This window comes from Streptomyces acidiscabies (assembly GCF_020010905.1).
GTDB classification, from domain to species: domain Bacteria; phylum Actinomycetota; class Actinomycetes; order Streptomycetales; family Streptomycetaceae; genus Streptomyces; species Streptomyces acidiscabies.
Genome location: NZ_JAGJBY010000001.1, coordinates 3,616,927 through 3,642,190, shown reverse-complemented (window position 1 = coordinate 3,642,190; position 25,264 = coordinate 3,616,927). Strand labels below are relative to the sequence as shown.

The window sequence follows — 25,264 nt, the reverse complement described above, 5'->3', positions numbered from 1 at the left end:
GAGGCGCTTGGATGTTCGGATGACCGCACACGACGTCGCCCAGGGTCTGCCCGACATCACCGCGCTGCGTGACCACTGCCGCTCGCTGGCCGTGCTGGAGGCGGTGCTGAGCCCGGAGTGGGGGAATCGCTGCCACTCCTTCGACACGGACTGGTCTCAGAGCGAGGAGGCCGCGTCGATGCGCAACGGGTCGGGGGACGAGTACTCCATCGTCTTCTCCCCGGCCGGCGCCTATCTGCGCGGCTTCGCCCACGAGTCGCCCATGAGCCCGTACGGGAACGACGGCCCCTGGCCGGGGGTTCTCGACGAGGTCCCCGAGGATTTCGCCCCGTACGTCGACGAGCCCGCGTTCAGCGACGACGGCATGCCCGTCGTCACCGTCTGCCTGTGGCGGCGGACCGGGGACGAGGGCTGGTCGGCGGGCACCATCGACTACCCGGAGTCGTTCCACGGGGACCCGGACGGCGCCGAGTCCCTGTTCGCGCTGCTCACGGACCGCAGCGCGGAGGCGTTCCAGGAGTGGGCCGAGGACTACTACGAGACCGAGGTGGACCTGGAGGCGATACGCCACGTCCTCGCCTCACGCCCGCTGACCGAGGAGGTCGTCACCCGGCTGAACCCGGAGGTGACCCTCGCCGCCCTGACCAAGGAGCTGGCCGGGGCGGGTTACCCGAAGGCCTGACACGCACCGAGGCCCGGCGCCCCACCGGGACACCGGGCCTCGCGCGAAACAACCAGGGACCTACAGCCCCGCGGCCTTCTTCAGCGCCTCCACCCGGTCCGTCCGCTCCCACGTGAAGTCGGGCAGCTCGCGGCCGAAGTGGCCGTACGCGGCGGTCTGGGCGTAGATCGGCCGCAGCAGGTCGAGGTCACGGATGATCGCGGCGGGACGGAGGTCGAAGACCTCGTCGATGGCCTTCTCGATCTTGTCCGTGTCGATCGTGTTCGTGCCGAAGGTCTCGACGAAGAGACCGACGGGCTCGGCCTTGCCGATGGCGTACGCGACCTGGACCTCGCAGCGGGAGGCGAGGCCCGCGGCGACGACGTTCTTGGCGACCCAGCGCATCGCGTACGCGGCGGAGCGGTCGACCTTCGACGGGTCCTTGCCGGAGAAGGCGCCGCCGCCGTGGCGGGCGAAGCCGCCGTACGTGTCGATGATGATCTTGCGGCCGGTGAGGCCGGCGTCGCCCATCGGGCCGCCGATCTCGAAGCGGCCGGTCGGGTTCACCAGCAGGCGGTAGTTCTCGGTGTCGAGCTTGATGCCGTCGTCCAGCAGGGCCTTCAGCTCGGGCTCGACCACGAACTCGCGGATGTCGGGCGCGAGCAGGGACTCCAGGTCGATGTCGGAGGCGTGCTGCGAGGAGACGACGACCGTGTCGAGGCGGACGGCCTTGTCGCCGTCGTACTCGATGGTGACCTGGGTCTTGCCGTCGGGGCGCAGGTAGGGGATGGTCCCGTTCTTGCGGACGTCCGAGAGGCGCTTGGAGAGGCGGTGCGCGAGGAAGATCGGCAGCGGCATGAGCGTGGGCGTCTCGTCGGACGCGTAGCCGAACATCAGGCCCTGGTCGCCGGCGCCCTGCTTGTCGAGCTCGTCCTCGTCGCCCTCGACACGGGACTCGTAAGCGGTGTCGACACCCTGCGCGATGTCCGGGGACTGCGCGCCGATGGACACGGAGACGCCGCAGGAAGCGCCGTCGAAGCCCTTCTTCGACGAGTCGTAGCCGATCTCCAGGATCTTCTCCCGGACGAGCTGCGGGATCGGCGCGTACGCCTGGGTGGTGACCTCACCGGCGACGTGCACGAGGCCGGTGGTGATCAGCGTCTCGACGGCGACGCGGGACGTGGGGTCCTCGCGCAGCAGCGCGTCGAGAATCGTGTCGCTGATCTGGTCAGCGATCTTGTCGGGGTGACCTTCGGTCACGGACTCCGAGGTGAACAGGCGACGGGACACAACGCTCCCTGTGGTTGCAGCGGCTGCTGGCTGATCATTGGCGGACCCGCCGGGAGCTGCGCCCGGAGTGGTCCAGGAACAGCTTATCGGTCGTGCCTCGCCACCGGCCCACCTGTCTCGCCTCTCGGGAGCGCCGTGAGCTGCGGCACGGGCATTCTGACCGATGTCCAGCGACCTTGGCCAGAGCCGCCGCTCCCGATTCGAGCGAGTCTCCAGTGGTTCCGGGGTGCGCATCCAAGCGTTACTCGAGGCGCCGCGTCACCAGGTCCCACACGATTTCGGCCAGCTCCTCCTTGGGCCCGTGGGGTACGGCGGTCTCGCTGCCGTCGGCGCCGAGGACGACCGCCTCGTTCTCCTCCGAGCCGAAGGTGCGGCTCTCCCCCACCTCGTTCACGACCAGCAGATCGCAGCCCTTGCGGGCGAGTTTCGCGCGCCCGTTGGCGAGGACGTCGTCGGTCTCGGCGGCGAACCCGACGATCACCTGTCCGGGGCGGGAACGGCTCCGGGAGATCTCCGCGAGGATGTCCGGATTCCGTACGAGAACGACGGGCTCCGGTTCCTGGCCGTCCTTCTTCTTGATCTTCCCGGCCGCGTAGGTCTCGGGCCGGAAGTCCGCGACGGCCGCCGCCATCACGACCGCGTCGGCGTCCGTTGCGTGTTTCAGCACCGCCTCCCGCATCTGGACGGCCGTCCCGACGGGTACGACGTCGACGCCGGCCGGGTCGGGGAGGCTCGCGTTCGCCGCGATCAGCGTGACGCGGGCGCCGCGCGCCGCCGCCGTACGCGCGAGGGCGTAGCCCTGCTTGCCGGAGGAGCGGTTGCCGAGGAAGCGCACGGGGTCGAGGGGTTCACGGGTGCCGCCGGCGGTGACGACGACGTGGCGCCCGGCGAGGTCGGGTTCACGGACGCCGCGCGCCAGGACCCTTCGGCAGACCTCGAAGATCTCCGCCGGGTCGGGGAGGCGGCCCTTGCCGGTGTCGACGCCGGTCAGGCGGCCCACGGCGGGCTCGATGACGACGGCTCCCCGGCGGCGCAGCGTCGCCACGTTCTCCCGCGTCGCCGGGTGCTCCCACATCTCCGTGTGCATCGCGGGGGCGAAGACCACGGGACAGCGGGCGGTCAGGAGCGTGTTGGTGAGGAGGTCGTCCGCGAGGCCGTGGGCGGCCTTGGCGAGCAGGTCGGCGGTGGCGGGGGCGACGACGACGAGGTCGGCGCCCTGGCCGATGCGGACGTGCGGCACCTCGTGGACGTCGTCCCAGACCTCCGTCGAGACCGGGTGGCCGGAGAGCGCGGACCAGGTCGCGGCGCCGACGAAGTGCAGCGCGGAGGCGGTGGGGACGACACGGACGTCATGGCCCGACTCGGTCAGTCTGCGCAGCAGCTCGCACGCCTTGTACGCGGCGATGCCACCGCTGACCCCCAGGACGACCTTGGGCTTGTCCACGTCACTACCCCTCTCGGAAATCCGTACGACCCCATGACACACCACAGGCCCGGCAAGGTGCTTGCCGGGCCTGTGGATAAGTCAGTCGCGAGCTGACAGTCGTACTTACGCCGGGTCCGGAACGGCCTCGGACGTCAGCAGACCCGCGTTGATCTCGCGCAGCGCGATCGACAGCGGCTTCTCGTGGACGTGCGTGTCGACGAGGGGGCCGACGTACTCCAGGAGGCCCTCACCGAGCTGCGAGTAGTACGCGTTGATCTGACGGGCGCGCTTGGCCGCGTAGATCACGAGGCTGTACTTCGAGTCCGTGGCTTCGAGGAGCTCGTCGATCGGAGGGTTGATGATGCCCTCGGGCGCGGAGATGGAAGAGGACACGCTCTACCTTCCGTGGATGGGAAAGAATCTCAGACTGTGTTGTCCAAAGATGTTGGTGACCGTAACGGTCACACCACATCCATCAAGGCTAGCAGCTCACGCGCCACATCCTCGACAGAGGTGTTGACCAGCGTCTCGTCGAACTCGGGCTCGGCCGCGAGCTCGACCTTGGCGGCGTCGAGGCGGCGCTCGATCACGTCGGGCGCCTCGGTGCCCCGCCCGGTGAGCCTGCGCACCAGCTCCTCCCAGGAGGGCGGCGCGAGGAACACGAGCTGGGCGTCCGCCATGGACTCGCGGACCTGCCGGGCACCCTGGAGGTCGATCTCCAGGAGCACCGGCTCGCCGTTCTCCAGCCGCTCCAGCACGGCCGTACGGGGCGTGCCGTAGCGGTTGCCGGCGAACTCGGCCCACTCAAGGAGTTCGCCGTTGGCGATCAGCTTGTCCATCTCGTCGTCGCCGACGAAGAAGTAGTGGACGCCGTGCTTCTCACCCGGACGAGGCTTGCGGGTCGTCGCCGACACCGACAGCCACACCTCCGGGTGGGCCTTGCGCATATGGGCGACGACCGTGCTCTTGCCGACCCCTGAGGGGCCGGAGAGCACGGTCAGCCGCGGACGTACGTCCGGGGGCTCGGGGGTCGTCCCCCGGAATGTTGCAGCCATGCAGCGATTATTCCAGCAATCCCGGAGTGCCCGGGACGCCCTGCCCGGCGGCGCCGGGTTCAGGAACCGGTGCTGCCGAACTCACGCTCCAGGGACGCGATCTGGTTGGAGCCGAGGCCGCGCACACGGCGGCTCTCGGAGATGCCGAGTCGCTCCATGATCTGCTTGGCGCGGACTTTGCCCACGCCGGGCAGCGACTCCAGCAGTGCGGAGACCTTCATCTTGCCGATGACGTCGTTCTCCTGGCCCTGCTTGATGACCTCGTGCAGGGAGGCGCCGGAGTGCTTGAGTCGATTCTTGACCTCGGCCCGCTCCCGGCGAGCCGCGGCGGCCTTTTCGAGCGCGGCTGCGCGCTGTTCGGGGGTAAGGGGCGGAAGAGCCACGCCTACGTCACCTCGGATGTCGAACTGTCGGATACGGACCGGTGAGGAACCTAGTCGCCCCACACCTGACGAGCGACGAGCAACACGCTTGCCCGTTCACTCTCCGTCGGAGACTAGCGGCCAACTCCGCCTGAGTCAGCGAGAACAGCGGAAAAGTCCTGGTCAGCCTCTACGGGACCGGACATATGCCGCGAAACTCCCCGGATTTGAGGCTGTATCCATCCTCAAGTCGGCGAGAACCGGCCGGTCAGACCGACCCCACCGCTTCCCGGACCTCCCCGGAAAACCGCTCGACGGCCTCCCGCAGCGCCTTCACATCGGGTCCGAACCGCAGAACGCCCCGGCTCACGTTCGGTACGACGCGAGGCAGCGCGGCCCCGAACACGCGGGGCAGATCGGCGGGCGTCGCCCCCTGCGCCCCCACGCCGGGCGCGAGCAGCGCACCGCCCATGTCGAGGTCGTACGAGGACAGGTCGCCCAGCGTCGCCCCGACGACCGCCCCGAAGGAGCCGAGCGGCTCCTCGCCGGCGTTCTCGGCGGCGAGGTGGGACAGGATCGTCGCCGCCACGCTGCGTCCGTCGGCGCGGACCGCGTGCTGGACCTCGCCGCCCTCGGGGTTGGAGGTCAGCGCGAGGACGAACAGCCCGCACCCGTTCTTCCGCGCGAGCGCGACGGCGGGCGTGAGGGAGCCGTACCCGAGATACGGCGAGACGGTCAGCGCGTCGGAGAACAGCGGCGAGTCCGGCGAGAGGAACGCCTCGGCGTAGGCGGCCATCGTGGAGCCGATGTCCCCGCGCTTGGCGTCCATGACGACCAGCGCGCCCGCCGCGCGGGCCTCGGCGACGGACTTCTCCAGGACGGCGACCCCGCGCGAGCCGAACCGCTCGAAGAACGCGCTCTGCGGCTTGAGGACGGCGACCCGGTCCGCGACGGCCTCGACGACGGTCCGGCTGAACCGTTCGAGCCCGGCGACGTCGTCGTCGAGCCCCCACTCGGCGAGCAGCGAGGCGTGCGGGTCGATGCCCACGCACAGCGGGCCCCGCTCGTCCATCGCCCGGCGCAGGCGCGTACCGAAGGTGCTCATGCCGTCTTCCTCACGTCGGCGCCGACCGCGTCGGCGAGGGTGGCGTACGGGCTCGTGCGCAGGCGCGCGGCGAGCCCCTTGTGGATCGCGCGGGTCCAGAAGGGCCCTTGGTAGATGAACGCGCTGTAGCCCTGGACGAGCGTCGCACCCGCGAGGATCCGCTCCCAGACGTCCTCGGCGCTCTCGACGCCCCCGACCCCCACGAGGGTGATCCGGTCGCCCACACGCGCGTACAGGCGCCTCAGGACCTCCAGGGAGCGCGCCTTGAGGGGCGCGCCGGAGAGCCCGCCGGTCTCCTCGGTCAGCGACGTCCCGGAAAGCAGCCCTTCGCGCGCGATGGTGGTGTTGGTCGCGATGATCCCGTCAAGACCCAGTTCGACGGCGAGGTCGGCGACGGCGTCGACGTCGTCGTCCGCGAGGTCCGGCGCGATCTTCACGAGCAGCGGCACCCGGCGACCGGGGACGACACGGTCGGCGGCCTCGCGCACGGCAGCGAGAAGCGGTCGCAAGTGATCAACGGCTTGCAGATTCCGCAGCCCGGGCGTGTTCGGCGAGGACACGTTGACGACGAGGTAGTCGGCGTACGGGGCGAGCCGCTCGGCGGACTTCACGTAGTCCCCGACCGCCTCCGCCTCCGGTACGACCTTGGTCTTGCCGATGTTGACGCCCACGACGGTCTTGAAAACCGTTTCCCGGGAGGCGAGGCGCGCGGCGACGCGCAGGGAGCCGTCGTTGTTGAACCCCATGCGGTTGATCAGCGCGCGGTCGGGCACCAGCCGGAACAGCCGCTTCTTGGGGTTGCCGTCCTGCGCCTCCCCCGTCACGGTCCCGATCTCGACGTGGTCGAACCCCAGCATCGCCATTCCGTCGACCGCGACGGCGTTCTTGTCGAACCCGGCGGCGAGCCCGAACGGCCCGTGCATCCGCAGCCCGAACGCCTCGGTGCGCAGCTCCTTGAAGCGGGGCGCGAGCGCGGCGGCGAGGAACGTCCGCAGCACGGGCACGCGCACGGCGAGGCGGATCCACCGGAAGGCCAGGTGGTGGGCCTTCTCGGCGTCCATGCGCTGGAAGATCAGTCGGAAGAACAGGTTGTACATAACTCCCCAGAGGGTCCCCATACGGAGGGGGACACCGTTCCCGGTGTCCCCCCTTGTGGCTGCCTGGCTGCTAGTCCCGTGCCGCTGTCAGCTGCTCGGCGTGTTCCTGGAGCGAGCGCACGCCCACGTCGCCGTGGTTGAGCGCGTCGATGCCCTGGACGGCCGCCGCGAGCGCCTGGACGGTCGTCAGGCAGGGCACGGAGCGCGCGACAGCCGCCGTACGGATCTCGTAGCCGTCGAGCCGGCCGCCGGTGCCGTACGGGGTGTTGACGATGAGGTCGACCTCGCCGTCGTGGATGAGCTGGACGATCGTCTTCTCGCCCGCCGGGCCCTCGCCCTCGCTGAACTTGCGGACGATCGTCGCGTTGATGCCGTTGCGCTTGAGGACCTCGGCCGTGCCGGACGTCGCGAGGAGCTCGAAGCCGTGGGCGACGAGTTCGCGCGCCGGGAAGATCATCGAGCGCTTGTCGCGGTTGGCGACGGAGATGAACGCGCGGCCCTTGGTGGGCAGCGGCCCGTATGCGCCCGCCTGCGACTTGGCGTACGCCGTGCCGAAGACGGAGTCGATGCCCATGACCTCGCCGGTGGAGCGCATCTCCGGGCCGAGGACCGTGTCGACGCCCCGGCCGTGGATGTCGCGGAACCGCGACCACGGCATGACGGCCTCCTTGACGGAGATCGGCGCGTCCATGGGCAGCTCGCCGCCGTCCCCGCGCGCGGGCAGCAGCCCTTCGGCGCGCAGTTCGGCGACGGTCGCGCCCAGGGAGATCCGGGCGGCGGCCTTGGCGAGCGGCACGGCGGTCGCCTTGGAGGTGAAGGGGACCGTGCGCGACGCGCGCGGGTTGGCCTCCAGGACGTACAGGATGTCCCCGGCCATCGCGAACTGGATGTTGATCAGACCGCGCACCCCGACCCCGCGCGCGATGGCCTCCGTGGAGGCGCGCAGCCGCTTGATGTCGTGGCCGCCGAGGGTGATCGGGGGCAGCGCGCACGCCGAGTCGCCGGAGTGGATGCCGGCCTCCTCGATGTGCTCCATGACGCCGCCGAGGTACAGCTCCTGGCCGTCGTAGAGCGCGTCCACGTCGATCTCGATGGCGTCGTCGAGGAACCGGTCGACGAGGACCGGCCGCGAGGGGCTGATCTCGGTCGACTCGGCGATGTAGGACTCCAGCCGGGTCTCGTCGTACACGATCTCCATGCCGCGCCCGCCGAGGACGTACGAGGGCCGTACCAGGACCGGGTAGCCGATCTCGTCGGCGATGGCCTTGGCGCCCGTGAAGGTGGTCGCCGTGCCGTGCTTGGGGGCCGGCAGGCCCGCGTCCGCGAGGACCTGCCCGAAGGCACCCCGGTCCTCGGCCGCGTGGATCGCCTCGGGGGGCGTGCCGACGATCGGTACGCCGTTGTCCTTGAGCGCCTGCGCGAGGCCCAGCGGCGTCTGCCCGCCGAGTTGGACGACGACGCCCGCGACCGGCCCGGCCTGCGTCTCCGCGTGGACGATCTCCAGGACGTCCTCCAGGGTGAGCGGCTCGAAGTAGAGCCGGTCGGAGGTGTCGTAGTCGGTGGAGACGGTCTCGGGGTTGCAGTTGACCATCACGGTCTCGTACCCGGCGTCGGACAGCGCGAAGGACGCGTGCACGCAGGAGTAGTCGAACTCGATGCCCTGGCCGATGCGGTTGGGGCCCGAGCCGAGGATGATGACGGCCGGCTTCTCGCGCGGGGCGACCTCGGTCTCCTCGTCGTAGGACGAGTAGAAGTACGGGGTCTGCGCGGCGAACTCGGCGGCGCAGGTGTCGACCGTCTTGTAGACCGGGCGGATGCCGAGCGCGTGGCGGACCTCGCGGACGACGTCCTCGCGCAGGCCGCGGATCTCGGCGATCTGCTGGTCGGAGAAGCCGTGCCGCTTGGCCTCGGCGAGCAGGTCGGCGGTGAGCTCCGGCGCCTGGGCCAGCTCGTCGGCGGTCTCCTTGATCAGGAAGAGCTGGTCGACGAACCAGGGGTCGATCTTCGTGTACGCGAAGATCTCCTCCGGCGTGGCGCCCGCGCGGATGGCCTCCATGACGGTGTTGATCCGGCCGTCGGTGGGGCGCACGGACGCTTCGAGCAGCTCAGTCCTGTCGCCGACCGGGCCGACGAACGTGAACTGGCTGCCCTTCTTCTCCAGCGAGCGCAGCGCCTTCTGGAACGCCTCGGTGAAGTTGCGGCCGATAGCCATGGCCTCGCCGACCGACTTCATGGTCGTCGTCAGGGTCGAGTCGGCCTGCGGGAACTTCTCGAACGCGAACCGGGGCGCCTTGACGACGACGTAGTCGAGCGTCGGCTCGAAGGACGCCGGGGTCTCCCGCGTGATGTCGTTCGGGATCTCGTCGAGCGTGTAGCCGACGGCGAGCTTCGCGGCGATCTTGGCGATCGGGAAGCCGGTCGCCTTGGAGGCCAGCGCCGAAGACCGCGACACGCGCGGGTTCATCTCGATGACGATGACCCGGCCGTCCTCGGGGTTGACCGCGAACTGGATGTTGCAGCCGCCCGTGTCGACGCCGACCTCGCGGATGATCGCGATACCGATGTCCCGCAGGATCTGGTACTCGCGGTCGGTCAGCGTCATCGACGGCGCCACCGTGATCGAGTCGCCCGTGTGGACGCCCATCGGGTCGAAGTTCTCGATGGAGCAGACGACCACGACGTTGTCGTTCTTGTCGCGCATCAGCTCAAGCTCGTACTCCTTCCACCCGAGAATCGACTCCTCAAGGAGCACCTCGGTGGTCGGCGACAGCGTGAGGCCCTGTCCGGCGATGCGGCGCAGTTCCTCCTCGTCGTGCGCGAACCCGGAGCCTGCGCCGCCCATGGTGAAGGAGGGGCGGACGACGACGGGGTAGCCGCCGAGGGTGTCGACGCCCGCGAGGACGTCGTCCATGGAGTGGCAGATCACCGAGCGGGCGGACTCGCCGTGCCCGATCTTCGCGCGGACGGCCTCGACGACGCCCTTGAACAGGTCGCGGTCCTCGCCCTTGTTGATCGCCTCGACGTTGGCGCCGATCAGTTCCACGCCGTACTTCTCCAGCACACCCTGCTCGTGCATGGAGATCGCGGTGTTGAGGGCCGTCTGGCCGCCGAGGGTCGGCAGCAGGACGTCCGGGCGCTCCTTCGCGATGATCTTCTCGACGAACTCGGGGGTGATCGGCTCGACGTAGGTCGCGTCGGCGATCTCCGGGTCGGTCATGATCGTCGCCGGGTTGGAGTTGACGAGGATGACCCTGAGGCCCTCGGCGCGCAGGACGCGGCAGGCCTGGGTGCCGGAGTAGTCGAACTCGGCGGCCTGGCCGATGACGATCGGGCCGGAGCCGATGACCAGGACGGACTGGATATCGGTGCGCTTAGGCACGCTGGCCCTCCAACAAAGTCACGAAGCGGTCGAACAGGTAGGCGGCGTCGTGCGGGCCCGCCGCCGCTTCGGGGTGGTACTGGACGGAGAAGGCGGGCTGGTCGAGCAGCCGCAGGCCCTCCACCACGTCGTCATTGAGGCACACGTGGGAGACCTCGGCACGCCCGAACGGGGTCTCGCTGACCCGGTCGAGGGGCGCGTCGACGGCGAAGCCGTGGTTGTGCGCGGTGACCTCGACCTTGCCGGTCGTGCGGTCCTGCACGGGCTGGTTGATGCCCCGGTGGCCGTACTTCAGCTTGTAGGTGCCGAAGCCGAGGGCGCGGCCGAGGATCTGGTTGCCGAAGCAGATGCCGAACAGCGGCGTCTTGCGCGCGAGGACGGCCGTCATGAGGGCGACGGGGCCTTCGGCGGTGGCGGGGTCGCCGGGGCCGTTGGAGAAGAACACGCCGTCGGGGCTGACCGCGTACACGTCCTCCTCGGTCGCCGTGGCGGGCAGCACGTGCACCTCGATGCCGCGCTCGGCCATGCGGTGCGGGGTCATGCCCTTGATGCCGAGGTCGATCGCGGCGACGGTGAACCGCTTCTCGCCGACCGCGGGGACGACGTACGCCTCCTTGGTGGCGACCTCCTCGTACAGGCTCAGGCCCTTCATCGGGGGCTGTGCCTGGACGCGTGCGACGAGGTCGGGTTCCGGTGCGATCGTCGCACCGGAGAAGATCCCGGCGCGCATCGAGCCGCGTTCGCGCAGGTGGCGGGTGAGGGCGCGGGTGTCGACGCCGGAGATGCCGACGACGCTCTGCGCCACCAGTTCAGCGTCCAGCGAACGTTTGGCGCGCCAGTTGGACGGCACGCGCGAGGGGTCGCGGACGACGTAGCCGGAGACCCAGATGCGGGACGACTCGTCGTCCTCGTCGTTCCAGCCCGTGTTGCCGATCTGCGGGGCGGTCGCGACCACGATCTGGCGGTCGTACGACGGGTCGGTCAGGGTCTCCTGGTAGCCGGTCATGCCGGTGGAGAACACCGCTTCGCCGAAGGTCTCCCCCACGGCCCCGTAGGCGCGGCCCCGGAAGACCCGGCCGTCCTCCAGGACGAGTACGGCGGGAACCTTGGCGGTTCCCCTGGTGGAGGTCGTCATCTTTCGGCGCCTTCCGTCTGGTTGTTCTTGATCATGGAGTTGATGGCCTCGACCCAGTCCGTGTGCTCGGCCGCGTGGTCCGAGCGGAAACCGGAGTCGATCAGCTTGTCGCCGTGCGCCCAGGTCACCACGAGGAGGCCGCCCTCGCTGAGGACCTTGCCCGCGATGCCCTTGCCGAGCAGCGCCTCGCGCAGGGCGTCGGCCGGTACGAAGAAGTCGGTGGCACCGGGCCGTACGACGTCCAGGCCGGCGTCCGTCAGGGTCAGCTCGACCCTGCTGCGGGTGCCCAGGCCGTGGGCGACGATGCGGTCCAGCCACTGACCGGCGGTGGTGGAGCCGTGGTAGCGGCCGGTCATCGTCAGTCTCGGCTCACCGGGCTCGTCCGGCGCGGCGGGGAGTTCCGGCAGGTCGCCCTGGAGGGTGCCGCGCCACTTCCAGCCCTCGCGCATCAGCCAGTAGACGAGCGCGACGAACAGGCAGAGTCCGACGACCCAGCCGATCCGCGCGGCCCAGTCGGTCACCGCGGCCGATTCCTTCTCGGCGGCGATCAGGAGAGGTGATGTCACGTGAGCTTCCCGTCGACGAGCGTGGCCTTGCCCCGCAGCCACGTGTGCGTCACGCGGCCCGGCAGCTCGCGCCCCTCGTACGGGGTGTTCCGGCTGCGCGAGGCGAAGCCCGCGGGGTCCACGGACCCACGGTATGCCGTGTCGACGAGCGTGAGGTTGGCGGGCTCACCTGCCGAGACAGGGCGGCCGTGGCCGGTCGCGCGGCCGATCTCGGCCGGCTTGGACGACATGCGCTCGGCGACCCCGGCCCAGTCCAGCAGGCCCGTCTCCACCATGGTCTCCTGCACCACCGACAGCGCGGTCTCCAGGCCGACCATCCCCATCGCGGCGGCGGCCCACTCGCAGTCCTTGTCCTCGTGCGGGTGCGGGGCGTGGTCGGTGGCGACGATGTCGATCGTGCCGTCGGCGAGCGCCTCGCGCAGGGCGCGGACGTCCCGCTCGGTGCGCAGCGGCGGGTTGACCTTGTAGACCGGGTCGTACGACCGGACCAGTTCGTCGGTGAGGAGCAGGTGGTGCGGGGTGACCTCGGCGGTGACGTCGATGCCGCGGGACTTGGCCCAGCGGACGATCTCGACGGACCCGGCGGTGGAGAGGTGGCAGATGTGCACGCGCGAGCCGACGTGCTCGGCCAGCAGCACGTCCCGCGCGATGATCGACTCCTCGGCGACGGCGGGCCAGCCCCCGAGGCCCAGCTCGGCGGAGACGACGCCCTCGTTCATCTGGGCGCCCTCGGTCAGCCGGGGCTCCTGCGCGTGCTGCGCGACGACCCCGCCGAACGCCTTCACGTACTCCAGCGCGCGGCGCATGATCACCGCGTCGTCCACGCACTTGCCGTCGTCGGAGAAGACCGTCACCCCGGCCGCCGACTCGTGCATCGCGCCCAGCTCGGCGAGCTTCCTGCCCTCCAGGCCGACGGTGACCGCGCCGATCGGCTGGACGTCGCAGTAGCCGTGCTCCTGGCCGAGCCGGTAGACCTGCTCGACGACGCCGGCCGTGTCGGCGACGGGGAACGTGTTGGCCATGGCGAAGACGGCCGTGTAGCCGCCGGAGGCCGCCGCGCGCGTGCCGGTGAGGACGGTCTCGGAGTCCTCGCGGCCGGGCTCGCGCAGGTGGGTGTGGAGGTCGACGAGGCCGGGGAGCAGCACCTTGCCTGCCGCCTCGACGACCTCGGCGCCGTCCGCGCTGAGGCCCGTACCGACGGCCTCGATGAACGAACCGTCGATCAGGACGTCCTGCGGCTCGCCCCCGAGCACCTTCGCACCACGGATCAGGATCTTGCTCATGGTCTTACTTCTCCTCGGAACCGGTGGTGGGGCGGGTGTGCGTGACGGCGGGTTCGTTGCCGCCCAGAAGCAGGTACAGGACGGCCATCCGGATCGACACGCCGTTGGCGACCTGTTCGACGACCGTGCAGCGCGGGGAGTCGGCGACCTCGGCGGTGATCTCCATGCCGCGGACCATCGGGCCGGGGTGCATGACGATCGCGTGCTCCGGCATCCGCGCCATCCGCTCGCCGTCCAGGCCGTAGCGGCGCGAGTACTCCCGCTCGGTCGGGAAGAAGGCCGCGTTCATTCGCTCCCGCTGGACGCGCAGCATCATCACCGCGTCCGACTTGGGCAGCACCGCGTCGAGGTCGTACGACACCTCGCAGGGCCAGTTCCCGACGCCGACCGGCACCAGGGTGGGCGGGGCGACGAGGGTGACGTGGGCGCCGAGCGTGTGCAGCAGGTCCACGTTGGAGCGGGCGACCCGGCTGTGCAGGACGTCACCGACGAGGGTGATCCGCTTGCCGGCCAGGTCCTCGCCGAGCCCGGCGTCGCGGCCGATGAGCCGGCGGCGCATCGTGAACGCGTCCAGGAGGGCCTGGGTGGGGTGCTGGTGGGTGCCGTCACCGGCGTTGATGACGGCCGCGTCGATCCACCCGGAGGTGGCGAGGCGGTACGGGGCTCCCGAGGCGCCGTGCCGGATGACGACGGCGTCGACGCCCATCGCCTCCAGCGTCTGCGCGGTGTCCTTCAGGGACTCGCCCTTGGAGACCGAGGAGCCCTTGGCGGTGAAGTTGATGACATCGGCCGAGAGGCGTTTCTCGGCGGCCTCGAAGGAGATGCGGGTGCGCGTGGAGTCCTCGAAGAAGAGGTTCACGACCGTGCGCCCGCGCAGGGTGGGCAGTTTCTTGATGGGCCGGTCGGCGACCCGGGCCATCTCCTCAGCGGTGTCGAGGATCAGGACGGCGTCGTCGCGGGTGAGGTCGGCGGCCGAGATGAGATGACGCTGCATCTGTCAGGCTCCGTAAGCAGGTTTAATTCGGGAGATTCCGGGCAAGCGCGCGCACGCCGACAGATCGGCGTGCCATCAAGCGCCTGCTACTGGTCCGGCTTCGCGCCGAGCAGCACGGTGTCGCGACCGTCCTCCTCGGCGAGCTGGACCTTGACCGTCTCCCGCAGCGACGTGGGGAGGTTCTTGCCGACGTAGTCGGCGCGGATGGGCAGTTCCCGGTGGCCCCGGTCGACGAGGACCGCGAGCTGCACCGCGCGCGGGCGCCCGATGTCGTTCAGGGCGTCGAGGGCGGCGCGGATCGTGCGGCCGGAGAAGAGCACGTCGTCGACGAGGACCACGAGGCGGCCGTCGATGCCGTCACCGGGGATCTCGGTGCGGGCCAGCGCGCGCGGGGGGTGCATGCGCAGGTCGTCGCGGTACATCGTGATGTCCAGCGAGCCGACCGGGATCGGGCGTTCGGTGATCTCTTCGAGCTTCTCGGCGAGGCGCCGGGCGAGAAACACGCCGCGGGTCGGGATGCCGAGGAGCACCACGTCGTCGGCGCCCTTGGCGCGTTCGACGATCTCGTGGGCGATGCGGGTCAGTACCCGCGCGATGTCGGGGCCCTCGAGAACGGGCCGCGCATCGGACGATCGGATGTCCATACGGAAGGGACCTCCTTCTCCGCCTCACGGGACGGACCTTAAAGGATGTCGGGTTTGCGCCATCAACCGTAGCAGGCCGGGGCTGCGCCCCTGATCACCCCCCTGGAGTAATCGGCCATCGATACCACGGAAGGGTCGGTGTGGACCATTCGGCTTGACGCAGGAGAATCACGCTGCGTAACCTCACAATGAGTTACCAGCCGAGCGGCACGGCAACACAGCCGTCCGCGTCGACACAGCGCCGGGAGCTATATGTCCAGCGAATACGCCAAACAGCTCGGGGCCAAGCTCCGCGCGATCCGCACCCAGCAGGGCCTTTCCCTCCACGGTGTCGAGGAGAAGTCCCAGGGCCGTTGGAAGGCGGTCGTCGTCGGGTCGTACGAGCGCGGAGACCGCGCCGTCACCGTGCAGCGCCTCGCCGAACTGGCGGACTTCTACGGCGTCCCGGTGCAGGAACTGCTGCCGGGCACCACCCCTGGAGGCGCCGCCGAGCCTCCGCCGAAGCTGGTCCTGGACCTGGAGCGCCTCGCCCATGTCCCGGTCGAGAAGGCGGGCCCCCTCCAGCGCTACGCGGCGACGATCCAGTCCCAGCGCGGCGACTACAACGGCAAGGTCCTCTCGATCCGCCAGGACGACCTGCGCACCCTCGCGGTCATCTACGACCAGTCCCCCTCGGTCCTCACCGAGCAGCTGATCAGCTGGGGCGTCCTCGACGCGGACGCGCGCCGCGCGGTGACCCACGAGGAAGGCTGACCAAGCCCACAACGCTTGCCACGCCTGAGCAGAAACGTGCCGCCGGGTTGGCCAGAACCGAATCACTCGGTTCCAGCCACCCGGCGGCACGTTTCTGTGAAGCCACGGCGCTTGGGGAACGCAAAAGGCCCGCAAGGGCCTTTGCTTTTTAGGGGCGCGGGGAACTGCGCGACAAGCCACGACGCAGCCGCAGCCGCCCGACCGCAGAACCCCCCACAACTACCGGCGCAACGAACCCTTCAGCTCCTTGAACCGCCCCAGAAGCCCGTTCACGAACGCCGGAGACTCCTCCGTGGAGAACTCCTTCGCGAGCTGAACCATCTCGTCCAGCACCACCGCGTCCGGCGTAGCATCCACCCAGATCAGCTCGTACGCACCGAGCCGCAGGATGTTCCGGTCGACCACCGGCATCCGGTCGAGCGTCCACCCGACCGAGTACTGGGAGATCAGGGAGTCGATCCGGGCGGCATGCTCCGCATACCCCTCGACCAACTGCATCGTGTACTCGCTGACCGGCGGCTGACGGTCGTCGGACCGGGACAGCCGCACCCAGTCCGCGAGCACCGTCAGGACATCGGCATCGCGCTGGTCCCCCTCGAAGAGGATCTGGAAGGCACGCTTGCGAGCCGTGTTGCGAGCAGCCACGGTTAGCTGTTCACCCGGCCGAGGTAGTCGCCGGAACGGGTGTCGACCTTGATCTTCTCGCCGGTGGTGATGAAGAGCGGGACCTGCATCTCGTACCCGGTCTCCAGCTTGGCCGGCTTCGTGCCACCGGTGGAGCGGTCGCCCTGGAGACCCGGCTCGGTCTCGGCGATGACCAGCTCGACGGCGGCCGGCAGCTCGACGAAGAGCACCTCGCCCTCGTGGCGCGCGACGGTCGCCTGGAAGCCCTCGATGAGGAAGTTCGCGGCGCTGCCGACGGCCTTGCGGTCGACCATCAGCTGGTCGTAGGTCTCCATGTCCATGAAGACGAAGTACTCGCCGTCCATGTACGAGAACTGCATGTCGCTCTTGTCGACAGTGGCCGTCTCGACCTTGACGCCGGCGTTGAAGGTCTTGTCGACCACCTTGCCGGAGAGCACGTTCTTCAGCTTGGTGCGCACGAAAGCCGGGCCCTTGCCGGGCTTGACGTGCTGGAACTCGACGACGGTCCACAGCTGGCCGCCGTCGAGCTTGAGCACCAGGCCGTTCTTGAGGTCGTTCGTGGAAGCCACGGTTGCGGAATCTCCTGGACTGACGTGGACGACCCCGGCGCAAGCGCTACAGCGCGAGCAGCTCCTTGGTCGTGATGGTGAGTAGCTCGGGTCCGCCGTCCGCCTCGGGGCGTACGACGAGCGTGTCATCGATCCGGACGCCGCCCCGGCCCGGGAGGTGAACCCCGGGTTCGACGGTGACCGGCACGCAAGCGTCCAGTTTACCCATGGCCGCGGGGGCGAGCTGCGGGTCCTCTTCGATTTCCAGTCCGACTCCGTGTCCCATGAGCTTCGGCAGCCCCTCGGACCACCCCGCGGCCTCCAGGACCTGACGCGCCGCGCGGTCCGCGTCCCGGTACTCGACGCCGGGCGCGAGGGCCTCCCGACCGGCCCGCTGAGCGGCGAAGACGGCGTCGTACAGCTCGATCTGCCAGTCCGCGGGCGCCGTGCCGATGACGAAGGTACGGCCGATCTCGCAGCGGTAGCCGCGGTACGCCGCGCCCAGGCAGACGGAGAGGAAGTCGCCCTCCTCCACCCGCCGGTCGGTGGGGCTGTGGCCGCGCAGACCCGCGTGCGGGCCGGTCGCGACGGACGTCGGGAAGGCAGGGCCGTCGGCGCCATGGTCGACGAGGCGGCGTTCCAGCTCCAGGGCGAGGTGGCGTTCCGTGCGGCCGACCAGGATGGACTCCAGGAGTTCGCCGAGGGCCTGGTCGGCGATCTCGGCGGCGACGCGCAGGCAGGTGATCTCCTCCTCGTCCTTGACGATCCGCAGCTGCTCGACCGTGCCCGCGAGGTCGGCGAGGAGGAGGTGGGGGGCGACGGAGTGGATCGCGCGGTGGCGGGCGACCGTGAGGTGGTGCTCCTCGACGGCGAGGGTGTCGATGCCCTGCGCGGTGAGGAAGTCGGCGGCGGCGACCGCCGGGTCACCCCCCTCGCCCGGCAGGACGTGGACCCGCAGCAAGTCGTCGGGACGGTTGTCCGGGGGCTCGGTGCACAGGAGGAGGTCCTCCCGCGCGCCGACGAGAAGCACGGCGTTCTCGGGGGCCGCGCCGGAGAGGTATCTCACGTTGGCCGGGCGGGTGACGAGCGCGGTGGCGCTGCCCGCCGCGGCGCACCGGTCTCTGAGGCGGGTTCGGCGGGTTGCGTACGCGTCTGACATGAGTCGAGCGTAGGAGTCTGTGGCGAAATATGCCGTTTTGGGGAGTGCCGTTCGGGGGACCAAGGGGGGCTCCTGAGCGACTGCCTGGGTGCGGGATGCCGGATACGGGTTACCTGTGTTCGGCTACCACTTCGGCGGACTTGCAATCGCCCTCGCCAGCACCTCGTCCAGAACGCGTGCCGTCGACTCCACGTCGAGCTGCGAGTTGTCGATGATCGGCAGGCCCGATCCGTACCAGCCCGCCATCCGGCCGTGGATGCGCGCGACCTCCTCGTCCGTGAGGCGGCGGTTGCCGGAGCGCTCCGCGTTGCGCTCCAGGACGACCTCCAGGCCGGGCAGGAGGACGACCGGGAGCAGGCCGGGGCCCACGTGCCGTTTCCAGCCGCCGAGGCCCACCGCGGGGCGGTCCGGGAAGATCGCGTCGTCGAGGATGCAGGAGATGCCGTTGGCGAGGAAGTTGCGGGCGGCGAAGCCGCAGGTGCGGCGGGCGAGGCGGTACTGGGCCTCGGAGTGGTCGTTCCAGCCGCGCTGCGGGTCGGCGAAGCCGGAGCGGACCCACTCGCGGACGTCGTCGAGGCTGATGTGGGCCGTGGGGGTGCGGCGGTGCTCGGCCCAGTACTTGGCGACGCTGGTCTTGCCGGCTCCGGCGGGGCCGATGAGCAGCACCGCGAGCATCGTGGCCGCCGGGGCGATGACGGGCTCGCCGGCCGGCAGCGGGACATGGCCGGTGACGTCACCGGGGGCCTGCCGGGGCGGCGGGGAGTACTGCGGCACCGGGGGCTGGTGGATCGGCGGGCCCGGCGGCTGGTGGACCGGAGGATGGGCGGCCGGCGGAGCCGGGGGTACCGGCGGGACCTGCGGTTGCGGGACCTGCGGCGGTGTGAAGCCCGGCTGCGCCTGCGGGTGGGGATGGGAGGGGTACGGTCCCGGATGCTGTGCGGCCGGCGACCAGCCGACCGGACCGTGCCCCCACTGGTGGGGCGGCGGCAGCGGAGAACCCACTGCGTGCTGCATCCGGTGCCACTCCGTCTCGTTCTGTGCGGGCTCGGTTCGCCTCCGGGGCGCGAAGCTGATCGGGCGGGCCCGCTCCCCCACCGAACGGTACCGCCCCCGGCCGTCGTTTGGTGAACGACCGGGGGCGGTCCGAAGTGCCCGCTGTGGAAGCCGAATCGGGCGACGATGATCTAAGGCCCTGTCGTCACATTCCCGCCTGCCGGGCGGACGACGGGAATGTGACGACAGGGCCTCGGCGCCCTACTGCCCCACTTCGCCGTACGCCGCGAGCAGTACCGCCGGGTCGGGGCCCTCCATGACGGTCGGCTTGCCGAGGCCGTCGAGGACGATGAACCGCAGCAGGTCGCCGCGCGACTTCTTGTCGACCTTCATCGTCTCCAGCAGCTTGGGCCACTGGTCGTAGCGGTAGTGCAGCGGCAGCCCGACCGACTCCAGAACGGTCCGGTGCCGGTCGGCGGTCGCGTCGTCCAGCCGCCCGGCGAGCCGCCCGAGTTCGGCCGCGAAGTGCATCCCCACGGATACGGCGGCGCCGTGCCGCCACTTGTACCGCTCGTTCTTCTCGATGGCGTGCGCGAGGGTGTGGCCGTAGTTGAGGATCTCCCGCAGCCCCGCCTCCTTGAGGTCGGACGACACGACGTCCGCCTTCACACGGATCGACCGCTCGATCAGCTCGGCGGTGTGCGGCCCGGCCGGCGTACGCGCCGCCTCGGGGTCGGCCTCGATCAGGTCGAGGATCACCGGGTCGGCGATGAACCCAGCCTTGATGATCTCCGCGAGCCCCGACACGTAGTCGTTGACCGGCAGCGACTCCAGCGCGGCGAGGTCGCACAGCACCCCGGCCGGCGGATGGAACGACCCGACCAGGTTCTTGCCCTCGGCCGTGTTGATGCCGGTCTTCCCGCCCACGGCCGCGTCGACCATGGCCAGCACGGTCGTCGGTACGGCGATCCAGCGCACCCCGCGCAGCCAGGTCGCCGCGACGAACCCGGCGAGGTCGGTCGTCGCCCCGCCGCCGACGCCCACGATGACGTCGGTCCGCGTGAACCCGGACTGCCCGAGCGCCTTCCAGCAGTACGCGGCGACCTCGACGGTCTTGGCCTCCTCGGCGTTGGGCACCTGGATGGCGACGGCCTCGTACCCCTGCTCGGCGAGGTCGGCGCGCAGCGCGTCCCCGGTCTCGGCGAGCGCCTCGGGGTGGACGACGGCGACCCGCTTGGCCCTCGTACCGATCAACCCGGCGAGTTCGCCGAGCAGCTGATGGCCCACCAGCACCTCGTACGGCGTGTCGCCGCCGACGTGGATCCGCGTCGTCGTCATACGTCCTTCAACTCCAGTGCGTCCAGGGCGGCTTGGGCGACCTCTTCCGGCGTCCGATCATCCGTCGCGACGACGGCCGTGGCGACCCCCTCGTACAGATGACGGCGAGCCTCCATCAACTCGCGCCACTGTTTGCGCGGGTTGACGGCGAGGAGGGGCCGGGCGGCGTTGAGGCCGGTGCGGCGGGCGGCCTCCTCGACGTCCATGGAGAGGTAGACGACCCGGCGCCCGGCGAGCAGGTCGCGCGTCTCGGCGTCGAGGATGGAGCCGCCGCCGAGCGCGAGGACCCCCTCGTGCCCGGCGAGGGCTGCCTGTACGGCGGCCTTCTCGATCGCGCGGAAGGCGGGCTCGCCCTCCTCGACGAAGATGTCGGCGATGGCGCGGCCCTGCTCGGTGACGATGTCGTCGTCGGTGTCCCGGTAGGGCACGCCGAGGCGCTCGGCGAGGAGCTGCCCGACGGTGGACTTGCCGACGCCCATCGGGCCGACCAGGACGACCAGTGGTCCGCTCATCGGATCGTCAGGCTGTCGAGGTACGAGCGGACGTTGCGCCGCGTCTCGACGACGTTGTCCCCGCCGAACTTCTCCGCGACCGCGTCCGCGAGGACCAGCGCGACCATCGCCTCGGCGACGATCCCGGCCGCCGGCACCGCCGACACGTCGGAACGCTGGTGATGCGCCTGCGCGGCCTCACCGGTCGCCACGTCCACGGTCTTCAGGGCACGCGGCACGGTCGCGATCGGCTTCATGGCCGCGCGCACGCGCAGCACCTCGCCGGTCGTGAGGCCGCCCTCGGTGCCGCCGGAGCGCCCGGAGGTGCGCCGCAGACCCTCGTCGGTGCTCACGATCTCGTCGTGCGCCTGCGACCCCGGCACCCGTGCCAGCTCGAAGCCGTCGCCGACCTCGACACCCTTGATCGCCTGGATGCCCATCAGGGCGCCCGCGAGCCGCGCGTCCAGCCGCCGGTCCCAGTGCACGTGCGAGCCGAGGCCCACCGGCACCCCGTACGCCAGCACCTCGACGACCCCGCCCAGCGTGTCGCCGTCCTTGTGGGCCTGGTCGATCTCCGCGACCATCGCCTTCGACGCGTCCGCGTCCAGGCAGCGCACCGGGTCCGCGTCCAGCTTCTCGACGTCGCCGGGGACCGGGTAGACGCCCAGCGGCGCCTTCGCGGACGCCAGCTCGACGACATGGCTGACGATCTCGATGCCGGCCGTCTCCTTCAGGTACGACCGGGCGACCGCGCCCAGCGCCACCCGCGCCGCCGTCTCACGCGCCGAGGCGCGCTCCAGGATCGGGCGGGCCTCGTCGAAGCCGTACTTCTGCATCCCGGCGAGGTCCGCGTGGCCCGGACGCGGGCGGGTCAGCGGCGCGTTGCGCGCCGAGGCCGCCAGCTCGGCCGGGTCCACCGGGTCGGCCGACATGACCTTCTCCCACTTCGGCCACTCGGTGTTGCCCACCATCACCGCGACCGGGGAACCCAGGGTGAGGCCGTGGCGGACACCGCCGAGGAAGGTCACCTCGTCCCGCTCGAACTTCATCCGCGCGCCCCGCCCATAACCGAGCCGCCGCCGCGCGAGATGGTCCGCGACCATCTCCGTGGTGATCGGCACGCCGGCGGGAAGACCCTCCAGCGTGGCGACGAGTGCGGGACCGTGGGACTCCCCCGCGGTCAGCCAACGCAGCCTGCTCAACGATGCTCCTCGGTGCTCGCGCCTGGTACCGCTGCGCCGCCACGCGTCCACGCGGACGGCACGGGCGACCCCGGGTGCGCGTCCCGGCCCCGCCGCCCTCGATCCTCCCACGTCCCCCGCCCGAACCCGCTCTCCGGTCCACGAAGCGGACTCACCGGGAGGAACGAGTCAGCCCCGCTCGGACCGGTTCTGCGGCGCGTACGACCCCAGGAAGTCGGCGCCCCGGGGCCCTTCGGCCTGCGGCTGCTGGGGTGCGTACGCGCCCAGGAAGTCCGCGCCCCGCGTCCCGTCCCCCTGCTGCTGGACGACAGCCCCCTGGCCCGCGCCGACCTGCCGCAGCGCCCGGCGCAGCAGCCACTTGCGGCGCAGCTTCAGGACCCAGGACAGCACCACGAGCCCGATGATCAGGCACAGGACGGGAATCTGGATCCAGTCGGGCAGGAACTGAAGGACGAACTGGAAGATCTCACTCTTGCCGGACGCCAAAGTCATGGCGGTACTCCCCCCGATGCGCGCCCCGCCCCCTGCGCGACGCCCCCGGGAACCTTAGCGGGAGGCGAGCGCGTGTTCGCCCGCTTTTCGCATCGCGTCCACGGGAGCGGGCCTGAGCCCGGTCATCTGCTCGACCTGGAGGACCGCCTGATGGACCAGGAGGTCCAGTCCGCTCACGACGGCACCCCCGTACATCGACCAGCGCGCGGCGAGTTCGGTCGGCCAGGGGTCGTACAGGACGTCGAAGAGGGTCGCCGGGCGCTCGGGTACGGCGTGGGCGAGCGCGTCCGTCGCCCCGGCCGGGGTCGTCGCGACGACCAGCGGCGCCCGCAGCCCCTCGGCCGCGTCGCCCCAGTCCGCGGTACGGACCTCGACGTCCAGCCGCTCCCCCCACTGCCGCATCTCGGCGGCGCGCGCCTCGCTGCGGACGTAGACGACTACCTCGCCGGCGCAGATGCGGGAGAGCGCGGCGAGGGCGGAGGACGCGGTGGCGCCGGCGCCGAGGATCGCGGCGGACTCGACCTGTTCGATGCCGCGTTCGCGCAGGGCCGCGACCATGCCGGGGATGTCGGTGTTGTCGCCGACCTTGCGGCCGTCCTCGGTGAACACCAGCGTGTTGACGGCCTCGACGGAGGCCGCCGCCTCGCTGATCTCGTCCAGCAGCGGGATGACGGCCCGCTTCAGCGGCATCGTCAGCGACAGCCCCGCCCACTCCCCGCCGAGCCCGGCGACGAAGTCCGCGAGGGAGTCCTCGTCGACCTCGAAGCGGTCGTACGACCAGTCCGTCAGCTCCAGCGCGTCGTACGCGGCGCGGTGCAGCACCGGGGAGAGGGAGTGCGCGACCGGTGAACCGAGCACGGCGGCGCGGCGGGCTGCGGCGGCCCGTTCTGTCATGGGGACCTGTCCTTCTCAGGAGCCCTTGCGGGACTCGTTGAACTCGGCGACCAGTTCCTCGTGTTCGGCGAGGGTCTTGGTGAACCTGCTGGTCTTGCCGTCCAGCGAGATGAAGTAGTACCAGCCGTCGTCGGTCGGGTTGAGGGCGCCCCGCAGCGCCTCGTCACCCGGGTTGTCGATGGGGCCGGGCGGCAGCCCCTTGACGTAGTACGTGTTGTACGGGTTGTTGAACCGCTTGAGCTCGGCGATCGTCAGGTCGATCTTGCTCTGGTTCTTGATGTAGTTGTACGTGGAGTCGAACTCCAGCGAGCCGTACGTCTGGGGGTTGCCGGGCTTGAGGCGGTTGTAGACGACCTCGGCCATCTTGCGGAAGTCGTCGTGGCTGGTGCCCTCGGCCTGCGCGAGGCTCGCGACGGTGAGGAGCTGCCAGGGCCCGTCGAGCCCGAGCTTGTCGGCCTGCTTCTCCAGACCGAGCTGCTCGTACTTCTGGTTGGCGCGAGTCACCATCTCCTTGAGGAGGGTCTCGGGCTTGTCCGCCTTGGCCACGGCGTACCGCGACGGGTACAGGAACCCTTCCAGCGGGTCCTTCACGTTCGGGTGGTTCAGCGCCCAGTCCGGCAGGCCGAGGTCCTTGTACTTCGCCTTCGCGACGCCCGCGGTGGTGCCCTCGGAGAGGTCGAGGCGCTTGTCGATCTGCGCGTAGACCGCGACGTTGCGGGTGCCCTCGGCGATGATCAGGTTGCTCTGGCTCTTGGGGTCGAGCATCATCGCGACGGCCGCCTGGGCGGACATCTCCTTGTTCAGGACGTACGAACCCTCTTGGATGCTCCCGGACTTGGCGTTCTGCGTGAACGCGGACACGAACGCGTCGACGCTCTTGACGACGCCCGCGGCCTTCAGCTCACGCCCTATGGCCGCGCCCCCGGCGCCCTTCGGGATGGTGACGGAGACCGTCTCGTCCGTGCCGTTACCCGCGTAGTCCGGGGACGCGCCGTAGCGGTCCTGGTAGAACTGCATGCCGAAGTAGGCGACCCCGGCGATACCCCCGCCGAAGACGAGCACGACGACAAGGCACGCGGCGCCGTTGCGGCGCTTCTTCTTGCCGCTGTCCCCTTTGCCCTTGCCTCCTTTGCCGCCGCGCCGGCCGCGCTCCTCGGGAGCGGCCTCGGCGAGCGTGCCCTCGTCGTCGACCGGGTCGGCCGGCTCGGGCAGGATGCCGCCGAGCGGCTCGGGGTCGAGGTCTGGCTCGGGCTCCGGCTCGCGGCGGCGGGCCGGGGGCTCCGGGGGCGGGTAGGCGTCGGGGGTGCCGTAGAAGTCGGGCTGTTCGGCGCCGTACGCGGCGGGCTGCTGGCCGTAGGGGTCGCCGGGATCCGCCGCGTAGGGGACGTGCGCGTGGGTGCCGGTGCCGTCCCAGCCGCCCTGATGATAGGACTGCGGCTGGTTCGGTTGGGGGTACTGCTGCTGGTCGTACTGGGGGTAGACCGGTTGACCGTACTGGTCATATTGCTGCTGGTCGTACTGCTGTTGGTCGTACTGCGGCTGCGGGTTCTGGCCGTATCCGGGCTGCTGGCCGCCGTCGGTCCAGCCGTTGTACGACGTCTGCTGCTGCGGCTCCTGCGGGTACTGCTGGTGGCCCCCGTAGGCAGGCTGGTGCCCCATGGGCGCCTGCTGCCCTTCCCATCCGCCGTCCCCGAACAACGGGTCCTCCGGATGCCACGGTGCGGGGCCCGGGCCCCGGCCATACTCAGTCAT

Annotated in this window: 25 protein-coding genes; 2 read left to right on the top strand and 23 right to left on the bottom strand. The window is 70.5% G+C overall.

The window, feature by feature from the left end:
* Window positions 1-19 precede the first annotated feature (19 nt).
* Window positions 20-682 carry a hypothetical protein gene (locus J8M50_RS16915; RefSeq protein ID WP_010357932.1) on the top strand — a complete coding sequence of 221 codons (663 nt, stop codon included), beginning with the start codon at window positions 20-22 and terminating at the stop codon, window positions 680-682.
* Window positions 683-742: 60 nt separating this feature from the next.
* Here the strand turns inward: J8M50_RS16915 and metK are convergent, their stop codons facing one another.
* The 13 genes from metK to pyrR form a co-directional block, all read right to left on the bottom strand.
* Window positions 743-1,951 carry a methionine adenosyltransferase gene (metK, locus tag J8M50_RS16910; protein ID WP_010357931.1) on the bottom strand — a complete coding sequence of 403 codons (1,209 nt, stop codon included), beginning with the start codon at window positions 1,949-1,951 and terminating at the stop codon, window positions 743-745.
* Between the two features lie 241 nt (window positions 1,952-2,192).
* Window positions 2,193-3,395 (bottom strand): bifunctional phosphopantothenoylcysteine decarboxylase/phosphopantothenate--cysteine ligase CoaBC, encoded by a 1,203-nt coding sequence (gene coaBC / locus J8M50_RS16905; protein ID WP_010357930.1) that lies wholly within the window; start codon window positions 3,393-3,395, stop codon window positions 2,193-2,195.
* A gap of 105 nt (window positions 3,396-3,500) precedes the next feature.
* Complete coding sequence (gene rpoZ, locus J8M50_RS16900) at window positions 3,501-3,770, bottom strand: DNA-directed RNA polymerase subunit omega (protein ID WP_010357929.1); 270 nt, start codon at window positions 3,768-3,770, stop codon at window positions 3,501-3,503.
* A gap of 68 nt (window positions 3,771-3,838) precedes the next feature.
* Window positions 3,839-4,432: a guanylate kinase gene (gene gmk, locus J8M50_RS16895; protein WP_029184392.1), complete on the bottom strand. Its 594-nt coding sequence runs from the start codon at window positions 4,430-4,432 to the stop codon at window positions 3,839-3,841.
* Between the two features lie 59 nt (window positions 4,433-4,491).
* Window positions 4,492-4,815 (bottom strand): integration host factor, encoded by a 324-nt coding sequence (locus J8M50_RS16890; RefSeq protein ID WP_003977346.1) that lies wholly within the window; start codon window positions 4,813-4,815, stop codon window positions 4,492-4,494.
* A 247-nt stretch (window positions 4,816-5,062) separates the two neighbouring features.
* Complete coding sequence (gene pyrF / locus J8M50_RS16885; protein WP_010357925.1) at window positions 5,063-5,899, bottom strand: orotidine-5'-phosphate decarboxylase; 837 nt, start codon at window positions 5,897-5,899, stop codon at window positions 5,063-5,065.
* Entirely contained in the window at window positions 5,896-6,996 is a 1,101-nt protein-coding gene (locus J8M50_RS16880; RefSeq protein ID WP_010357924.1) for a quinone-dependent dihydroorotate dehydrogenase, read from the bottom strand. Before J8M50_RS16880 ends, pyrF begins: the two co-directional genes overlap by 4 nt.
* A 70-nt stretch (window positions 6,997-7,066) precedes the next feature.
* Entirely contained in the window at window positions 7,067-10,375 is a 3,309-nt protein-coding gene (carB, locus tag J8M50_RS16875) for a carbamoyl-phosphate synthase large subunit (RefSeq protein ID WP_010357923.1), read from the bottom strand.
* Complete coding sequence (gene carA, locus J8M50_RS16870) at window positions 10,368-11,510, bottom strand: glutamine-hydrolyzing carbamoyl-phosphate synthase small subunit (protein WP_010357922.1); 1,143 nt, start codon at window positions 11,508-11,510, stop codon at window positions 10,368-10,370. The genes carB and carA overlap by 8 nt, the downstream gene beginning before the upstream one ends.
* Window positions 11,507-12,076: a PH-like domain-containing protein gene (locus tag J8M50_RS16865; protein WP_010357921.1), complete on the bottom strand. Its 570-nt coding sequence runs from the start codon at window positions 12,074-12,076 to the stop codon at window positions 11,507-11,509. Before J8M50_RS16865 ends, carA begins: the two co-directional genes overlap by 4 nt.
* On the bottom strand, window positions 12,073-13,359 hold the full coding sequence (locus tag J8M50_RS16860; RefSeq protein ID WP_010357920.1) for a dihydroorotase: 1,287 nt from the start codon (window positions 13,357-13,359) through the stop codon (window positions 12,073-12,075). The genes J8M50_RS16865 and J8M50_RS16860 overlap by 4 nt, the downstream gene beginning before the upstream one ends.
* Before the next feature lie 4 nt (window positions 13,360-13,363).
* Window positions 13,364-14,353 (bottom strand): aspartate carbamoyltransferase catalytic subunit, encoded by a 990-nt coding sequence (locus J8M50_RS16855; RefSeq protein ID WP_010357919.1) that lies wholly within the window; start codon window positions 14,351-14,353, stop codon window positions 13,364-13,366.
* Window positions 14,354-14,439: 86 nt separating this feature from the next.
* A complete protein-coding gene (pyrR, locus tag J8M50_RS16850; RefSeq protein ID WP_010357918.1) occupies window positions 14,440-14,997 on the bottom strand; it encodes a bifunctional pyr operon transcriptional regulator/uracil phosphoribosyltransferase PyrR in 558 nt (185 codons plus the stop codon).
* A gap of 252 nt (window positions 14,998-15,249) precedes the next feature.
* On the opposite strand from pyrR, the gene bldD reads away from it, so the two are divergent.
* Complete coding sequence (gene bldD / locus J8M50_RS16845) at window positions 15,250-15,750, top strand: transcriptional regulator BldD (protein ID WP_010357917.1); 501 nt, start codon at window positions 15,250-15,252, stop codon at window positions 15,748-15,750.
* Window positions 15,751-15,969: 219 nt separating this feature from the next.
* Here bldD and nusB read toward each other — a convergent pair whose 3' ends face one another.
* From nusB to mltG, 10 genes are all read right to left on the bottom strand, one after another.
* Complete coding sequence (gene nusB / locus J8M50_RS16840; protein WP_010357916.1) at window positions 15,970-16,395, bottom strand: transcription antitermination factor NusB; 426 nt, start codon at window positions 16,393-16,395, stop codon at window positions 15,970-15,972.
* A gap of 2 nt (window positions 16,396-16,397) precedes the next feature.
* Window positions 16,398-16,964: an elongation factor P gene (gene efp / locus J8M50_RS16835; protein ID WP_010357915.1), complete on the bottom strand. Its 567-nt coding sequence runs from the start codon at window positions 16,962-16,964 to the stop codon at window positions 16,398-16,400.
* 46 nt (window positions 16,965-17,010) lie between these two features.
* The gene (locus J8M50_RS16830) at window positions 17,011-18,102 is read right to left on the bottom strand and encodes an aminopeptidase P family protein (RefSeq protein WP_010357914.1); all 1,092 of its coding nucleotides are present in this window, start codon (window positions 18,100-18,102) and stop codon (window positions 17,011-17,013) included.
* Between the two features lie 123 nt (window positions 18,103-18,225).
* Window positions 18,226-19,116, bottom strand: coding sequence for a Pro-rich N-terminal domain-containing protein (locus J8M50_RS16825; protein WP_029184391.1), 891 nt, complete (start codon window positions 19,114-19,116; stop codon window positions 18,226-18,228).
* A gap of 240 nt (window positions 19,117-19,356) precedes the next feature.
* A complete protein-coding gene (aroB, locus tag J8M50_RS16820; RefSeq protein WP_010357912.1) occupies window positions 19,357-20,433 on the bottom strand; it encodes a 3-dehydroquinate synthase in 1,077 nt (358 codons plus the stop codon).
* Window positions 20,430-20,945 (bottom strand): shikimate kinase, encoded by a 516-nt coding sequence (locus J8M50_RS16815; protein ID WP_010357911.1) that lies wholly within the window; start codon window positions 20,943-20,945, stop codon window positions 20,430-20,432. Before J8M50_RS16815 ends, aroB begins: the two co-directional genes overlap by 4 nt.
* On the bottom strand, window positions 20,942-22,126 hold the full coding sequence (gene aroC / locus J8M50_RS16810; RefSeq protein ID WP_010357910.1) for a chorismate synthase: 1,185 nt from the start codon (window positions 22,124-22,126) through the stop codon (window positions 20,942-20,944). The genes J8M50_RS16815 and aroC overlap by 4 nt, the downstream gene beginning before the upstream one ends.
* A gap of 168 nt (window positions 22,127-22,294) precedes the next feature.
* Entirely contained in the window at window positions 22,295-22,618 is a 324-nt protein-coding gene (locus J8M50_RS16805; protein WP_010357908.1) for a hypothetical protein, read from the bottom strand.
* A gap of 54 nt (window positions 22,619-22,672) precedes the next feature.
* On the bottom strand, window positions 22,673-23,512 hold the full coding sequence (locus tag J8M50_RS16800; protein WP_010357906.1) for a shikimate dehydrogenase: 840 nt from the start codon (window positions 23,510-23,512) through the stop codon (window positions 22,673-22,675).
* 15 nt (window positions 23,513-23,527) lie between these two features.
* Window positions 23,528-25,264, bottom strand: coding sequence for an endolytic transglycosylase MltG (gene mltG, locus J8M50_RS16795; RefSeq protein WP_086014061.1), 1,737 nt, complete (start codon window positions 25,262-25,264; stop codon window positions 23,528-23,530).

Coding starts and splice junctions, on each gene's coding strand:
- J8M50_RS16915 (WP_010357932.1), top strand. CDS start 20: ATGACCGCACACGACGTCGCCCAGGGTCTGCCCGACATCACCGCGCTG.
- gmk (WP_029184392.1), bottom strand. CDS start 4,432: ATGGCTGCAACATTCCGGGGGACGACCCCCGAGCCCCCGGACGTACGT.
- pyrF (WP_010357925.1), bottom strand. CDS start 5,899: ATGAGCACCTTCGGTACGCGCCTGCGCCGGGCGATGGACGAGCGGGGC.
- J8M50_RS16880 (WP_010357924.1), bottom strand. CDS start 6,996: ATGTACAACCTGTTCTTCCGACTGATCTTCCAGCGCATGGACGCCGAG.
- carA (WP_010357922.1), bottom strand. CDS start 11,510: ATGACGACCTCCACCAGGGGAACCGCCAAGGTTCCCGCCGTACTCGTC.
- J8M50_RS16860 (WP_010357920.1), bottom strand. CDS start 13,359: ATGAGCAAGATCCTGATCCGTGGTGCGAAGGTGCTCGGGGGCGAGCCG.
- J8M50_RS16855 (WP_010357919.1), bottom strand. CDS start 14,353: ATGCAGCGTCATCTCATCTCGGCCGCCGACCTCACCCGCGACGACGCC.
- pyrR (WP_010357918.1), bottom strand. CDS start 14,997: ATGGACATCCGATCGTCCGATGCGCGGCCCGTTCTCGAGGGCCCCGAC.
- bldD (WP_010357917.1), top strand. CDS start 15,250: ATGTCCAGCGAATACGCCAAACAGCTCGGGGCCAAGCTCCGCGCGATC.
- J8M50_RS16830 (WP_010357914.1), bottom strand. CDS start 18,102: ATGTCAGACGCGTACGCAACCCGCCGAACCCGCCTCAGAGACCGGTGC.
- J8M50_RS16825 (WP_029184391.1), bottom strand. CDS start 19,116: ATGCAGCACGCAGTGGGTTCTCCGCTGCCGCCGCCCCACCAGTGGGGG.
- aroB (WP_010357912.1), bottom strand. CDS start 20,433: ATGACGACGACGCGGATCCACGTCGGCGGCGACACGCCGTACGAGGTG.
- J8M50_RS16815 (WP_010357911.1), bottom strand. CDS start 20,945: ATGAGCGGACCACTGGTCGTCCTGGTCGGCCCGATGGGCGTCGGCAAG.
- J8M50_RS16805 (WP_010357908.1), bottom strand. CDS start 22,618: ATGACTTTGGCGTCCGGCAAGAGTGAGATCTTCCAGTTCGTCCTTCAG.
- J8M50_RS16800 (WP_010357906.1), bottom strand. CDS start 23,512: ATGACAGAACGGGCCGCCGCAGCCCGCCGCGCCGCCGTGCTCGGTTCA.
- mltG (WP_086014061.1), bottom strand. CDS start 25,264: ATGACTGAGTATGGCCGGGGCCCGGGCCCCGCACCGTGGCATCCGGAG.